The following is a 14,402-nucleotide window of genomic DNA, read 5'->3' on the forward strand; positions in this document are numbered from 1 at the left end:
GAAGAGTGAAAAGTTTGTGATATAATTGAAGTCTAATAAAAAACAGGCATTCCGTAACACACTTTTTAGTTGATATTAAACTCTCAAAAAACGATTAAAATAGTTAATTAATAATAGTAATAATGAATAACTTCTTAACAATTATAACTTTCATTTTTCTATCAGCAGGTAATGGACAGAAAAAAATAATTGCATCATATTCCGCTATTTCTTGTCCTTGTGCGCAATGGAAAGTAGAAAGCGAAAAAGAAAAAATCTATTTGGAAAGAGAAAACGAAAAAATTCCAGACGTAGATAAACTTTGGGATGGTAAAACATTACCGTTTAAAGTTTATTTAGAAGGTAAATTTAAATCTGAAAAAGGTGTTCCAAAAGTTTTTAAAAATAAAGGAGAGTCAAAACCAGCCAAAATTTTTGTCTACAATAAACTTGAAGTGCTGAAATAATAGAACATTACCTAAAAACTATTTACCTAGATTTGAATTTTTGACAATAGAAAAGTTTAATTTGAATCTGCCAACAGAAGAGTGAAAAGTTTGTGATATAATTGAAGTCTAATAAAAAACAGGCATTCCGTAACACACTTTTTAGTTGATATTAAACTCTCAAAAAACGATTAAAATTGTTTGTCATCAGTTTTTTTCAATTTATAAGTAGGACTTGTGGTCTTAGATGTATCCATCCTGTTGATACTCTTAAGTTTTCATCGTACTTTGCCTTGCATGATGCCAGATGTTTTTTCCGACTGTTAAGAATTAATCCTGGTACATTGGCGGCATATTTTATACTTTGTAAAAAAAGGTCCCGGGATCTTCTGCAGCTTTTCGTTTTACGAACTAAGAATTGATCCTGGCGCAATATCCTGAAAAGGTTTAGTTCGACAAATCATTCCGGATCTACGGTTGGCTAGCTGCTTCCGGAACCATTTTTACGAACCAAAGCAATAAACAATAAAACAATTTTTAAAATGATATAACAACTAATTAAAACATATAATACTATAAGGGGAGAGCAGTTTTTACTTATACCGGCTACTATTTGTTATAAATGGTGTGTAGCTTAGCAACACGGGGAACGTAAAAAATTCTAAGACAATCTAAATTTTCTTCAAGCAAAAATATATTTAAAATATAATGCTCTGGAATGTAAAGAGGAAATAGACTGGGGGTATTAAACCAATAGGGGAGTTTTAAGTATTGAAACTCTTAAGCATCTTTGTCTGAAAGAGAAGTCTTTCTGCATAATTTTATTTTCTTTGATGATCCGGATGCATAATTTTTTACGAAAATGTTTTTTGATTTCTATTTATTGCCGCTGGAATCCATCAGATAAATTGTGAATAATTATAATATATACTTTACCTAAGCTACATTTCCATAAACAGATTTTTACTTATCCACTTTGTCCTATAGCTTTTTCCTGAAAATTACTTCTTTTGAAGTAATTATTCTGTTTAAAATTTTTCATATTTTTGCAAAATAATAACTGGGAAAATTTAAATTATACATAATCTATGAGAAATTTACTATTACTATCTTTATTTTCAGCAGGCCTTTTCTATGGACAAAACGGGCAAATTGATTTAACTTTTGGCACTAACGGAGTTCGTTATGATGCACCGGGTGGCAACCCAAATATCCAGGTCACAAATGATGGCAAAGTCTTTTTAATGATTAACAACCAGATAAAAAAGCTAATGAATAACGGTACATTAGATACTGCTTTTGGCAATATGGGAATTATTTCAAACCCAAACCCTTACAACAGCATACATCTCTACCCTAATGGAAAATTGTTAACACGGGAAAACTACACGGCATATACTTCCAGAGTGAAAAGATTAAATGCTGACGGCAGTACAGACACTACTTTTGGTACTTCGACAGCTAATAATGTTGATTTTACTAATTCAGGGTGCTTTCCCTCGCCCTGTATAGAAAGCCCGCGTGTTCATCTTTCCAAAAATAACAACAGTGACTCCTTTTTCATTCTGGCAAGTGACGGGTATTACATGGGAGGCCGTGGAGTTATAATTTTGAAAAATCAAACTGGAACAAATGGCTTTACAATTTCACCGGTGTACACCCCTGCAGCATCGGGAGGAACAGGAATCCATATTACTACAGGTGTCTCAAAAATCTTTAAATCTTCTGACGGAGATTACTTTGTGGGTGGAGGTTTTGCCAGAATCAATAATAATTCAGGGGTGAGCCATTTACAGGGTTCAAAGGCATTTGTAACAAAGTATTATCCTCAGGGCACTCTATATAGCAGTTTTAATTTTACTGCTTCTCAGGGCTCAAGCTCTGGCAGCAATGCCGGTGTAGATTATGATATGGATGCACAGGATAACATTTATACACTGGCTGTAGACAATAACTATAACACCGGAGCTTCATTATACTATTACCGGATCTATAAAACAGATAAGTATGGCAACTTAGACTATTCTTTTGGCAACAGCAATTTTACAGGGTATCTGAATGTTTCTGCAGCTTTTTCATCGATAACCGCATACAAAACTAATTTTCGAAGAATGTTCATACAGCCGGATGGTAAGATTTTATTGGTAGGGAATGCTACCTATATAAATTCTACGACTAATCTGGAGCAGGATAAAGAAATAATGTTGGCCCGTTTTAATTCCAATGGTACTTTAGACAGCACATTTGGAACAAATGGTTATGTTGTATTTGATATTGATCCTACAGCTGATGAACCCTTTATAGAAGCAGGAACTAATTCTGATATGACAGAAATCTATGTAAGTGTAAATCTTAGAACTGCCAGCACTTATTCTATTAAAACTGCTGTCGTAAAGTTTAAAAACAATTCCGCCTTAGGTACTAAAGAAGTTACTCCTGTTCAGCAGGATTTATTATGCTACCCTAATCCTGTAAAGGATATTCTTAAATTCAATACTGAAGGAAATGTATTGATCTATGATATGAACGGGAAACTGGTACTATCAAGAGACAATGTAGACGGGAAAAAAGGCATTGATGTTTCTGAGCTCATATCTGGAAACTATGTTATCCAGGTGAAAAATACAAAAGAAACGTACAGTTCTAAGTTTATTAAAAACTGATAATTTAAAATCGGGGATGTTGATATCGTTGATTCTTTAAAATAAAGTTCAAATAAAAAGTTCTCTAAATTTTAGAGGACTTTTTCGTTTTGAAGTAATACACGTATTTTTAAAATCCTAAAAGAAAATGTTATGAGAAATTAAACATCAGTTTATGTTATATGAAAAAATTATAACCATAAAATCAAGAAAGGAAATAATCTTAAAAAACGATGAAACATATGAATTGGATAGTGAACTATAAATACATAGATTTATAAATATCCAATTGATACTAAAATTATTGAAACAAAACACCGGTTCCAATCTCAAAACATAATTTGGCACTAAATATGATTTATTTACAACATATTATTAATGTTAAATTTATTAGCTATGGGAATTAAACCAGGTCCGAAAAAAGTTGCGGAATCTACTGATAAGTTAGATCAACGCCAGAGAGATAATAAGGAAACACCCAAAAACAAGACTTCGCTAAAACCGCATAATCATAAAAAAGGTGATTAGGATATCGAAACGATATAGATGAAATTCTTAAAAATAATCCCGACGCCAGCCGGGATTATTTTTTATTACTGTAACATTATCTATTCTCTTACCACGGACATTCTTGGGTTTCAGAATCATGGTCTTTACTTATAAACTTTTTTGAAGGTATGTTTTTATTTAGAACGGTATGAACAATCGTAGTCGCTGCTTCATCAGGCGTACCGGTGCCTTGATTATTGGTAAGGTCAGTTTTTATAAATCCCGGATCAATCAGATGAACCCGGAACTTCGGGAGTTGATTGCCAAGAGAAATTGAATACATATTCAGTGCAGCTTTGGATACGGCATAGACCATAAAAAAATTGGCATTTTCGTAATATTTCCATTTCGTGTCGCCGTGGAGTGTCAGTGATCCAATACTTGAACTGATATTAATAATGTGTGGTTCCTCTGATTTTTCCAATAGGTCTGTAAAAGACTGAACGACTCTTAAGGTTCCGTATAGATTGGTATTTAAAACTTTTTCAAACTCTGAAATTGTGGCATTGAGAGCATCTTGTGGTATACTTCCGGTAATGCCGACATTATTGATCAACACATCCAATCTTTCTGTCTTTTTACCAAGCCTGATTCGGGCATCTTTTACAGACTCATCATCGGTAATATCAATTGGTACAATTTCACAGTGTGATAACCCCTCTGATTTTAATTGCTCCAACGCCTCTAAGCCCCGATGCTCACTTCGACACCCGAGATACACATAAAATCCTTTTTGAAGAAGTTGCTTCGCGGTAGCGAAACCAATTCCTTTATTGGCTCCTGTAATGAATACTTTTTTCATTTTTTTTAATTTAAAAGTTTAACATTACAAAGTTGATTTAACAAAAAATAGAATCTTTTCACATTTGTGAAAAAGTGATTAACGGATACTTTTTCTCACTCTGCTTAAGGATGGCTGTTTCATTCCCAAATAAGATGCTACGTAAGACAAAGGGATACGGTTGACCATATTTGGATAATGTTCCATGAAAGACAAATATCGGTCGGTAGTATTTCTTGCAATGAGAGAACTCCTTCTTTCCAATTTTTCCGATTTATGTCTGATAATTATTTTTTGAATGATGTCACTTAATCCGGCAACAGATTGTAATAACCCGTTCCAGTCTTTCTTTGAAAAAACAATGAACGAACAGTTTGTAATGGCTTGGAGATTTGCGATAGGAGTGGAACTTTTATCGGGATTATCCCAGTCTGAAAGCCAATGATTCTCTTCCACAAAGTAATGTGTGATCTCATCTCCCTTATCGTTGTCGTAATAAACCCGCAGGATTCCCTCTCTAACAAACCCAACGTGTTTTGAATTTTTTCCTGTTTCCCAAAAATAGTCACCTTTTTCAAGTTCTAAATTTTTTGATTTATCTTTGATTAATTCAATTTGTTGCTGGCTGAGATTTCCAAATTCTAACAGGAAATTTATAAATTCACTCATTTTGCAAAGTTATCAAATCTCAAAAAACGATAAAATGTACAGATCCATAATAATTTAATTCTACTATTATTATATTCAGGCGGGCCATACATCTCCGTCCTGTGCCATTATAGCTCAGAAAGGTTCCCCAAACAGAATTTTTCAGTCAGCCTGTATGGCAATACCATCCTCAGGAACACCGTAAAAAGTGGTAAAATCCCCTCCCATAACAATCTTGCCGTCCGCCTGCAAGGCAATGTTATACACTGCTCCATCAAAGCCTGCTCCGATACTGAAGGAAGTATCGAAACTGCCGTCAGTGTTCAGACGCAAAATCCGCTTGCAGGTAATTCCTTTATACGTTGTAAGCCAGCCCCCGGCTACAATTTTCCCGTCCGGCTGTATAGCGATAGCCATAACCATATTATCAGATCCGGCTCCAATGACAGATGAAGCATTCAGGCTCCCGCTGGTCTGTGCATATGCTTTCCCGTTTACCACAGATAGGATTAGAATAACACCAAAGAATAGATATTAAAGAACTTCATTACATGCTATAGAACTAATTCTATAATATTTATTAAAAAGAGCAATGATTTTAAAAATGAAAATAAATATCACCTATAGCAAATTGAAGAAAATGCCGATCTGAAGGCACTTTGCGGTTAAGAAAGAAATTATTAAGTAATGTTAACATCCAGTAGTGGTGAAATAAAATACTGAAAATCAGTAGATTATACATAATTATGTATTCTGAAAAGGTGTACATTTATCGCCTGACACAATTAAGTGTTAATAAAAAATTAATAAAAACTAATGACAAAAACAAAATTATTCATTATTCCAATCTCCTTCTTTTGTGCATTTTCGCACGCTCAAACAGGGAATGTAGGGATTAATACTAAGACCCCGCGCGTTAAGACAGATGTGGCGGGAACTTACAGATCCGGTAAAATTATCAGCGGTACAACGCCTGCTATTACTGCTGCACAGAAGGACCGTTATCTTCTTCTAATCCACAGTGCAACAGACAATACGGTGAAAAGAATTAATCCCGTGCAGGCAAACGCTCCGGGAATTGCCAGTTTAATTACTTTTAGATTGACCAATGTCAACCGTGACTGGGTAGAAGGCTTCAATACCAGGATAAATTCCAGCAATTATTCTTTAATGGTACTGTCCGCTTATTTTGACCGTGACCTGATCGGATCTGCCATTGCAGTTCCAACTTATGGCGTAAAAAATAATCCTTCCACGAGCGAATGGATTATTTATGCTGACTATTCTGATATAAATACCACTACTAACGGCACGTGGAACATTGTATGCGCAGTGTACCCGAAAACCTATGTGAAAATATTTCCGGAACATGGGCCATTTGACCTTAATAATGCCGCCTCCGGTACTGATACATCACCAATTCTTCAATAATAATAAAATATGAAAAAATATATTCTTATCCTTGCCTTTTTATCAGCAGCAAGATACTCATCCCAGGTCGGGATCGGGGTAGCTTCCCCTGTTGAAAAACTTGAAGTTGCCGGAAGTGTGGCAATTGGGCAGTCGGTTACCATCAGTCCTACCGACTATGTAAACAATCCGGCGGGGTTTACTATTTTAGGAACAGATCCTTTATCCTCTATAGTCGGCGGAGAGGTCTTATCTGTTGGGAATCTATATACCCCTTTGACTATACAGCCTTATTCGATTACTAATATATACCGTGATGATCTTAATGATCTCAATCTTAATATTCCTACCGATAAATATTTTGTGAAGATCGCCAACTTTGAGGCTATACCTAATTCAGGAAATAACGGAATCTATTCTCCGGTTGCCAATCCTGTCACCAATACCGACAGGGGACATTTTACGTTGAGCATTTTTGAATCCGGAACGAACTGGCATCTGAATATCGCATATCCTACCCTTAATACAGAGAATACCTCGGACCGGTACAATTATAATTTCGATATTATTATTTATTCCAAAAGGTTTTACAAAGATCTGGGAATCGTTACATACGATCTTCAGGGCTCAAATTCAGGTGCAGCTCCTGCAGCTCCAAGCGGAATCTAAAAAACAATACATTATGAAAAATATTTTAATCTTAATAGGAATTATATTTAACTGCTCTTCTATCAGTGCACAGATCAATGGGGTAGGTATCGGGACTAGTACCCCAACGCATACACTGGAAGTTAATGGGAATTTAAAACTGAGCGGAAACCTTTACATGGAAAATCCCGGTACCTATACCGGTAGTTCTTATGATGCTTATCTTTTGGTTAGAGACAATAATGATAAGGTTATCAAGAGATATGTACCGGCAACTTCTGCCTTTAGTGCCATTAACAGTGCGGTATATTATCTGAGAAACGTTAATCCGGGAGGTCTTAATGATTTCAATACAGGTGTATCAGCAACGGATTACTACATGGTGATAGGAGGGTTTATTGTAAGGGGAGAGAATGATAATTCTGTAGTTAGCCTTACCCAGCCGGGAACTTTAAATCATTATGTTCCCCTGTATTCTGCAAGGTCTTTTATACAGAATGGTATATGGCATATAAAATTTACGCCCAACAACGGTAGGGTATTCAATCTTAAACTGGATATAAGATTAAGTGTCAGCATTTACAGAAGAGATATGCTTACTACGGTAAATATGCCTATAACCTATAATATGAACGGCAATACCTCCGGTAACGGCTCTGCGCCCGTGCCTGTTCTGCCTTAATTTATTATAGTTTATGACTTTCCGTAAAAAATCAATATGAAATCAGTTCAAAGCTTCATTTTGAAGGTTAACGTTGTACAGATTTAGAAATTGGTCAGAAATCAAATGAAAATTAAATACATCCATTCTCTATTTAAGACAGGTATTTATATTATATCGGTGTTCTTTTATACCGAAAATTTAAAGCACCTGTGATTTAATTGTGGTCCAAAATGCATTGGCTATTAATATGTTATAATGTTGGATTCTACTTTTAACAGACTGTCTTGCTAAAGTTCATTATTCATAAATACTTTCAAAATGTTAATTAATGAAGAATTATTATATCTGTACGGGGCAGTTGCACAAAGCTTTCAAAAACAGGAATTTATTTTCCTTGAGGGGGATTTACCGAAGAACTATTATCAGATCCTCAAAGGCAGAGTCAAACTATTTCACAATAATGAAGACGGAAAAGAATTTATTCAGTCAATCTTAACAGAGGGCCAAAGTGTCTGTGAGTTATTGCTTTTTATTGATTACAATTACCCCGTTAGCGCTGTTGCTCTTAAAAACAGCACAGTTCTAAAACTTTCGAAAATTAATTTTAATAAACTACTGGACGAACATCCTGTAATTTCCGGAGATATCAATGTTTTTTTTGCCGGCAGGTTATATCAAAATATTATTATGCTTCAGAATAATGCATCGTTAAATCCTGAAACCCGTCTTAAAGGTATTATGGGGTATTACAAAAGTTTTAGTCAGAACACTACAAAATTTTCCTTTGAAGTGCCTTTTACAAGGCAGGAATTAGCTTCATTTACAGGCTTGCGGGTTGAAACAGTTATCCGGGCTTTTAAAAAGATGGAGATCAATCAAATTATTAAGATCGAAAATAGAAAAATTTACTATTAGATAAAATATTAACCTATTAATAAAAATTCATACGCTTATGTGTAAAGACGATTTTTCGGATCTTATTAAAGCTGAAATAGAAGCATTTTATAAAGTCAGCATAACGGACCGTACAGGGGAAAAGCAGCTCGTTTATATTCTTTCGCATCGTTTATCAGGCATGTATACGAAAAAATTATATATCAGTTTCTTTTCTGGAAAAGTGATTAATTACAGAATCTCTTATTTTATTCTGAATATAAAGATTTTCTGAAAAGGATGAATTTTTTACAATTTCATTATCATATTCAGTTACTGCTGAAGCAAGCAATAATACGGAGGAAATTACTGTCTAACCCAGGAATAATTTAAAAAAGCCTAAATCTGAATATAATGAATTATTTCAATACTATAATAGGTAAATAGTATCCAGTCCTCGGATTATGATCTATTAATCTATAAAATATGAAGAAATATACCAACATGGAGTACTTTATAATTTTTAATTTATGAAGCTGCCAATTGAATTAGAGGATCAATATGTAAAAGGAGTTCTCTATAACTGTTCCTTAGAAAACCTTCCGGATGAACAATGGAAGCCCATTGAAGGTTTTGAAAATTATGAAATATCCAATTATGGAAGGGTAAAGAGTCTGAATCGTCTTACTCATACATCATCTGGAGTAGAACACTGGGTTTGCGAAAAAATCCTAAAGTTGCTTTTTACCAAACAGTATAATAATTATCTTAAAGCCGATATTTACAATGTGCACTGCGGATTATCTCTGGAAGGCCGTAAGTATACAAGATCTGTCGCACGTTTGGTATATTATCATTTTGTTGAAGAGTTTGATATCGGGGATCGTTCATTTGTGATTTCATATAAGGATAATAACGTATTTAATAAACATAGCAGTAATTTAAAGAAAATTTCAGCCAAAGAGAAACGTCTTATTACCTTTCTCAAGGATCGGTCAAGAAATGTGCATGTTGATTATATGAAGCCTGTCAGTCAGTATACTGTAAAAGGAGAATTTATTGCTGACTTTGAAAGTATATATTCAGTAGAAGAAAAATTGGGTATTGCTTGTGAAAGTATTATGGACGTTATAAACAAGATCATTTTAACGTCTGGAAGCTTTCGATGGTTTTTGCAAGATCACCCTCCCGTAAAAGAGGATTTTTATATGGTCCAGTCTTCAGATACCTTACATAGTTTACTTAATAAGTATCTTTGGAAAAAACTTGGTAAGCCCATTATTGACAAAAATAATCCTCCTTCCTGTTTTAACTTATCAATTAAAAATCTTCCCGGAGAGTATTGGGTTCCAATTCCAATTCCCGGTTTTGAACCTCGATTTCTCTTATCTAATAAAGGTCGGGTAAAACGATTAAGTGGTTGGATTTCGAGAGAGAAGCCTTTGTTTTTGCAGGAAAAAATATTATCTCAGAAATTGATTAATAATAGTGGAAAAACGTACTCTCTATCATGTACATTAAATAATGACAGAAAATATGTCAGGATTGTAATAAGTAAATTACTCTATTATTGTTTTGTAGAAAAATTTGATTTATCAGATAGAAATTTGATGGTTGTGAATCAAAATGATCCTCAATGGGATATCCATATTTCGAAACTTTCATTGCATACGGCTAATTACGTATTAAGGGGAAGTAAGAATTAATCATACCGATTATTCATAATCTCAAAGAACGATCAGAAAGAAAACCATAAAAGAAGCATTCTGGTCTAATGCTATACCAGGATATTTTCATAAATCACGTCTTTCTTACTAAATCATAACAAATTGCTGATCTTCTGTGACCGGCGTCATAAGGGGGGTATCTATTTAAAAAGTAAATTCGTATTTACCTGCTCTGACCAGGCAAAATCAACACTCCAACACTTTATACTATATTCGTATACGATGTTTGTGTGAATTTTTAATGGGACATCATGTTTATAGAAGAAGATTTACTGATCGCTTTTGGAGGTGACATTATTGAACTTAAAAAAATGAATTGCTTCTTAAAAATAATAGTGTTCCTGCCAATTATTACCAGATACGAAAAGGAAAGATTAAGCTTACGAATCTCCAGGCGGGAAACAGGGAGTTTATCCAGAGCCTGCACCTGAAGAGGGGAGTGTGTAGGGGAAATTTTTCTGTTCTCTGCGTAACATTACCCTTTAATTGCAGTTGCGATGGAAGATTGTACGGTCCTGAGGCTGGAGCGCGGGGCACTTTTTAAGCTGCTGAAAGCTGATTTCGAAATTCAGCTAAAGCTTTTTCAGTATATAGCAGAACGGATGCATTTCAACTTTATTTTTTTAAACAGCTGATCTTATATAAGAATGAAGAGCTACAAAAGGAAATTGCAGTTCTACGTGCAAAAGAATAGACAGTAGTTTTCAACGTGAAGTCAGAATCGTAATTTTATAATTTACAATAAAACTATTTTATTTTTCGTATATTTATAGAAATGAATATTAATACTTTATGAAATAAGTTGTAAACATTTGTAATTTTTAAATAATATAAAATGAAAGATGTTTATCTGAGCGAGAGCGACGGACATAGCATGGGCGTGCGATCTCCAGAATCGATCAGGATTGCCTATCTGATCTTAGTGCATCGTTTGCCGGATCAATTTAAAAGACTTTTCAAGGCTATTTATGAGTCTACCAACTTTTATCTTATCCATATTGACAAAAAGGCAAGCCAGAAAATTGGAGAGGAAGTCAGGAGCTTCTTAAAGTCATATCCTAATGTACATATCCTTGACAGCGAAAATGTAACATGGGGTGGTTATAGTATGGTGCAGGCTGAATTGGATGGAATAAAATACCTGCTGGAGATGAATACAAAGTGGGATTATTTTATCAATCTTAGCGGACAAGATTTTCCATTAAAATCACAGAATGTTATTAAATCTTTTTTGTCTGAAAATTATGGTAGAAACTATATTAAGATTGCCAATCAGGAAGAAAGCAGGCCCGAAACCATGAATAGGATTGAAAACTATTTTGAGGAGCAGGAAGATAAAATCTCAGAAAAAACTCATAAAAGAGATTTTATGAAAGATGTGGTTCCTTATATCGGTGGACAATGGATGATCCTCACCCGGAATTGTTATGAATTCATGATCAACAGTCCTGAAGTAAAGAAGTTTGAGGACTATTATCTTAATACACTGATTGCCGATGAATCCTTTTTTCAGACGGTTTTGATGAATACCTCATTCAAAGGCACACTCATTAATGATGATAAAAGGGCTATCATCTGGATTCCTGACGGTGATATCAAACTGCGCCCCAAGACCTTTACAACATCTGATCTTGGCTTTCTTCAGAAAGGAGATCATCTTTTTGCCAGAAAGTTCGATGATCAAGTGGATGGCCAAATCATCGGTTATATTAAAAAAAATTATGATGAACCCTTAAAATCAGTAGTTAAATTAGCTGATATAAAAAGTGTCCCTATTATTTTTAATCATTTAAATTAGGCACAGCTTTATTAAAAAACTTACAAGATCATCGTGAACAGTATCAAATATTTACCTCTGATGTTGCTAACGATGATTTTTATTTTCCTTAATCTATTTTTGGCACCTCTAACAAATGAATAAAAAGTATTAATACAATGATTAATTTCATTGTGATAAGTAAATTACTCTATTATTGTTTTGTAGAAAAATTTAATTTATCAGACAGAAATTTGATGGTCGTGAATCAAAATGATCCTCAATGGGATATCCATATTTCGAAACTTTCATTACATACGGCTAATTACGTATTAAGGGGAAGTAAGAATTAATCATACCGATTATTCATAATCTCAAAGAACGATCAGAAAGAAAATCATAAAAGAAGCATTCTGGTCTAATGCTATACCAGGATATTTTCATAAATCACGTCTTTCTTACTAAATCATAAAAAATTACTGATCTTCTGTGACCGACGTCATAAGCAGGGATCTATTTAAAAAGTAAATTCGTATTTACCTGCTTTGACCAGGCAAAATCAACACTCCTACACTTTATACTATATAGGTATACGATGTTTGTGTGAATTTTTAATGGGACATCATGTTTATAGAAGAAGATTTACTGATCGCTTTTGGAGGTGACATTATTGAACTTAAAAAAAATGAATTGCTTTTTAAAGATAATAGTGTTCCTNCAATGTTTTGTCCGGTTGATATACACTTTATACTATATAGGTATACGATGTTTGTGTGAATTTTTAATGSGACATCATGTTTATAGAAGAAGATTTACTGATCGCTTTTGGAGGTGACATTATTGAACTTAAAAAAAATGAATTGCTTTTTAAAGATAATAGTGTTCCTGCCAATTATTACCAGATACGAAAAGGAAAGATTAAGCTTACGAACCTCCAGACGGGAAACAGGGAGTTTATCCAGAGCCTGCACCTGAAGGGGGAGTGTGTAGGGGAAATTTTCCTGTTCTCTGCGTATCATTACCCTTTAGCTGCAGTTGCTATGGAAAGATTAAGCTTACGAACCTCCAGACGGGAAACAGGGAGTTTATCCAGAGCCTGCACCTGAAGGGGGAGTGTGTAGGGGAAATTTTCCTGTTCTCTGCGTATCATTACCCTTTAGCTGCAGTTGCGATGGAAGACTGTACAGTCCTGCGGCTGGAGCGCGCGGTACTTTTTAAGCTGCTGAAAGCTGATTTCGAAATTCAGTTAAAGCTTTTTCAGCATATAGCAGAACGGATGCGTTTCAACTCTATTTTTTTAAACAGCCTGCTGTATGATAACGCTGCTGGCAGGCTCCTGACCATACTAAACTTTGTAAAGGATACCCATCATCAGCAGGAACAATACTGCTGTAAAATCCCGTATACCAGAAAGGACATTGCTTCACTGACAGGCCTGCGTATAGAAACTGTGATTAGAACCTTCAAAAAAATGGAACATGCAGGCATTCTTAAAATAATAAGAGGGAAAATTTTTTATTAACCAATCTGAATTTAAAAGTAGAGCTTGAGCAAGCTTAATCTTAAAAAACAATTAATGGCTGTATTTATTTTTTTGAATTGCTGAATGCTTGGAGTATTACTATGGACAGTAATAAAATAAAACAAATTAAATATATTAGTTATATAATCTATATAATTGAAGTCTCAAAAAACGCTACCTTCATAAAGTCAAAATGGGATAAAGAAAACTACTGAAAAAGCACAACGAGCTGGAGAAAGTACGGCGACAGCTCAAACTATATTTTAGTTTTTATTTTTATGTTAAATAAATTATTAGAGAATTGTTCCTATCTTTAAGATCGAATTTAAAACAATTACTATGAAAAAATTAACGAGAGAAAAATTAAAATCAACTTTCGCAGCGGGAGGTGTAGGTGGTAGTACTGGCGTAGGTATAGAAAACAATTACTATGAAAAAATTAACGAGAGAAAAATTAAAATCAACTTTCGCAGCGGGAGGTGTAGGTGGTAGTACTGGCGTAGGTATAGAGCCAACAGATCCAACAGGACCAGCTTGTGGAGGATCGCATTGTCCCAGTAACGATTACATTTGCTGCTATCATCAAACAGGAAGCTATTGTACGAGCAGATCTTGCGACGTTAGAGTCAACTAATAATGATCCCTCATTTTAGACTGCACCCAAAAGTTTAGACAAAATTAAATAATATTTTGATAGGAAAGAGTTCGGTACTGTACCGGACTCTTTCCTTTTAGATTAAGTCTTATTCTTTCGTGA

The 14,402-nt window shown here is 34.4% G+C and carries 15 protein-coding genes and 1 pseudogene; 13 read left to right on the forward strand and 3 right to left on the reverse strand.

Annotation, left to right across the window (positions count from 1 at the left end):
• The first annotated feature begins 122 nt into the window (after positions 1-122).
• The 3 genes from ASE55_RS18330 to ASE55_RS20395 all read left to right on the forward strand — a co-directional run bounded on the left by ASE55_RS18330 (position 123) and on the right by ASE55_RS20395 (position 3,595).
• The gene (locus ASE55_RS18330) at positions 123-446 is read left to right on the forward strand and encodes a hypothetical protein (protein ID WP_056223138.1); all 324 of its coding nucleotides are present in this window, start codon (positions 123-125) and stop codon (positions 444-446) included.
• Between the two features lie 1,067 nt (positions 447-1,513).
• Positions 1,514-3,088: a T9SS type A sorting domain-containing protein gene (locus tag ASE55_RS18335; RefSeq protein ID WP_082474660.1), complete on the forward strand. Its 1,575-nt coding sequence runs from the start codon at positions 1,514-1,516 to the stop codon at positions 3,086-3,088.
• Between the two features lie 357 nt (positions 3,089-3,445).
• A complete protein-coding gene (locus ASE55_RS20395) occupies positions 3,446-3,595 on the forward strand; it encodes a hypothetical protein (RefSeq protein WP_157844671.1) in 150 nt (49 codons plus the stop codon).
• Positions 3,596-3,683: 88 nt separating this feature from the next.
• On the opposite strand, the gene ASE55_RS18340 is transcribed toward ASE55_RS20395, so the two are convergent.
• From ASE55_RS18340 to ASE55_RS18350, 3 genes are all read right to left on the reverse strand, one after another.
• Positions 3,684-4,418, reverse strand: a complete 735-nt coding sequence (locus tag ASE55_RS18340; protein ID WP_056223142.1) for an SDR family NAD(P)-dependent oxidoreductase — start codon at positions 4,416-4,418, stop codon at positions 3,684-3,686.
• Between the two features lie 78 nt (positions 4,419-4,496).
• Positions 4,497-5,066, reverse strand: a complete 570-nt coding sequence (locus ASE55_RS18345; protein WP_056223144.1) for a Crp/Fnr family transcriptional regulator — start codon at positions 5,064-5,066, stop codon at positions 4,497-4,499.
• A 141-nt stretch (positions 5,067-5,207) separates the two neighbouring features.
• Positions 5,208-5,546 (reverse strand): delta-60 repeat domain-containing protein, encoded by a 339-nt coding sequence (locus tag ASE55_RS18350; RefSeq protein WP_056223146.1) that lies wholly within the window; start codon positions 5,544-5,546, stop codon positions 5,208-5,210.
• 315 nt (positions 5,547-5,861) lie between these two features.
• Here ASE55_RS18350 and ASE55_RS18355 point away from each other — a divergent pair, with 315 nt between their 5' ends.
• From ASE55_RS18355 to ASE55_RS20400, 10 genes and pseudogenes are all read left to right on the forward strand, one after another.
• Positions 5,862-6,476, forward strand: a complete 615-nt coding sequence (locus ASE55_RS18355; protein ID WP_056223148.1) for a hypothetical protein — start codon at positions 5,862-5,864, stop codon at positions 6,474-6,476.
• A 9-nt stretch (positions 6,477-6,485) separates the two neighbouring features.
• Positions 6,486-7,124 (forward strand): hypothetical protein, encoded by a 639-nt coding sequence (locus ASE55_RS18360; RefSeq protein ID WP_056223150.1) that lies wholly within the window; start codon positions 6,486-6,488, stop codon positions 7,122-7,124.
• Positions 7,125-7,137: 13 nt separating this feature from the next.
• Positions 7,138-7,785, forward strand: coding sequence for a hypothetical protein (locus ASE55_RS18365; protein WP_056223153.1), 648 nt, complete (start codon positions 7,138-7,140; stop codon positions 7,783-7,785).
• Positions 7,786-8,085: 300 nt separating this feature from the next.
• Positions 8,086-8,682: a Crp/Fnr family transcriptional regulator gene (locus tag ASE55_RS18370; RefSeq protein WP_056223154.1), complete on the forward strand. Its 597-nt coding sequence runs from the start codon at positions 8,086-8,088 to the stop codon at positions 8,680-8,682.
• 488 nt (positions 8,683-9,170) lie between these two features.
• Positions 9,171-10,346, forward strand: coding sequence for an NUMOD4 domain-containing protein (locus ASE55_RS18380; RefSeq protein ID WP_056223158.1), 1,176 nt, complete (start codon positions 9,171-9,173; stop codon positions 10,344-10,346).
• A gap of 856 nt (positions 10,347-11,202) precedes the next feature.
• Positions 11,203-12,165 carry a beta-1,6-N-acetylglucosaminyltransferase gene (locus ASE55_RS18390; RefSeq protein ID WP_202967119.1) on the forward strand — a complete coding sequence of 321 codons (963 nt, stop codon included), beginning with the start codon at positions 11,203-11,205 and terminating at the stop codon, positions 12,163-12,165.
• 752 nt (positions 12,166-12,917) lie between these two features.
• On the forward strand, positions 12,918-13,229 hold the full coding sequence (locus ASE55_RS20700; protein WP_056223162.1) for a cyclic nucleotide-binding domain-containing protein: 312 nt from the start codon (positions 12,918-12,920) through the stop codon (positions 13,227-13,229).
• Positions 13,226-13,294 (forward strand): annotated as a pseudogene (locus ASE55_RS20980) (hypothetical protein); the annotation flags it as partial. The gene ASE55_RS20700 and the pseudogene ASE55_RS20980, both read left to right, overlap by 4 nt.
• The gene (locus tag ASE55_RS18400) at positions 13,295-13,645 is read left to right on the forward strand and encodes a Crp/Fnr family transcriptional regulator (protein WP_056223164.1); all 351 of its coding nucleotides are present in this window, start codon (positions 13,295-13,297) and stop codon (positions 13,643-13,645) included.
• Positions 13,646-13,984: 339 nt separating this feature from the next.
• On the forward strand, positions 13,985-14,137 hold the full coding sequence (locus ASE55_RS20400; RefSeq protein WP_157844672.1) for a hypothetical protein: 153 nt from the start codon (positions 13,985-13,987) through the stop codon (positions 14,135-14,137).
• The last annotated feature ends 265 nt before the right edge of the window (positions 14,138-14,402 follow it).

This window comes from Chryseobacterium sp. Leaf201 (assembly GCF_001421435.1).
Lineage (GTDB): Bacteria > Bacteroidota > Bacteroidia > Flavobacteriales > Weeksellaceae > Chryseobacterium.

Bases quoted from the DNA above. Each gene is read 5' to 3' on its own strand.
- ASE55_RS18330 (WP_056223138.1), top strand. From the start codon at position 123: ATGAATAACTTCTTAACAATTATAACTTTCATTTTTCTATCAGCAGGT.
- ASE55_RS18335 (WP_082474660.1), top strand. From the start codon at position 1,514: ATGAGAAATTTACTATTACTATCTTTATTTTCAGCAGGCCTTTTCTAT.
- ASE55_RS20395 (WP_157844671.1), top strand. From the start codon at position 3,446: ATGTTAAATTTATTAGCTATGGGAATTAAACCAGGTCCGAAAAAAGTT.
- ASE55_RS18340 (WP_056223142.1), bottom strand. From the start codon at position 4,418: ATGAAAAAAGTATTCATTACAGGAGCCAATAAAGGAATTGGTTTCGCT.
- ASE55_RS18345 (WP_056223144.1), bottom strand. From the start codon at position 5,066: ATGAGTGAATTTATAAATTTCCTGTTAGAATTTGGAAATCTCAGCCAG.
- ASE55_RS18355 (WP_056223148.1), top strand. From the start codon at position 5,862: ATGACAAAAACAAAATTATTCATTATTCCAATCTCCTTCTTTTGTGCA.
- ASE55_RS18360 (WP_056223150.1), top strand. From the start codon at position 6,486: ATGAAAAAATATATTCTTATCCTTGCCTTTTTATCAGCAGCAAGATAC.
- ASE55_RS18365 (WP_056223153.1), top strand. From the start codon at position 7,138: ATGAAAAATATTTTAATCTTAATAGGAATTATATTTAACTGCTCTTCT.
- ASE55_RS18370 (WP_056223154.1), top strand. From the start codon at position 8,086: ATGTTAATTAATGAAGAATTATTATATCTGTACGGGGCAGTTGCACAA.
- ASE55_RS18380 (WP_056223158.1), top strand. From the start codon at position 9,171: ATGAAGCTGCCAATTGAATTAGAGGATCAATATGTAAAAGGAGTTCTC.
- ASE55_RS18390 (WP_202967119.1), top strand. From the start codon at position 11,203: ATGAAAGATGTTTATCTGAGCGAGAGCGACGGACATAGCATGGGCGTG.
- ASE55_RS20700 (WP_056223162.1), top strand. From the start codon at position 12,918: ATGTTTATAGAAGAAGATTTACTGATCGCTTTTGGAGGTGACATTATT.
- ASE55_RS18400 (WP_056223164.1), top strand. From the start codon at position 13,295: ATGGAAGACTGTACAGTCCTGCGGCTGGAGCGCGCGGTACTTTTTAAG.
- ASE55_RS20400 (WP_157844672.1), top strand. From the start codon at position 13,985: ATGAAAAAATTAACGAGAGAAAAATTAAAATCAACTTTCGCAGCGGGA.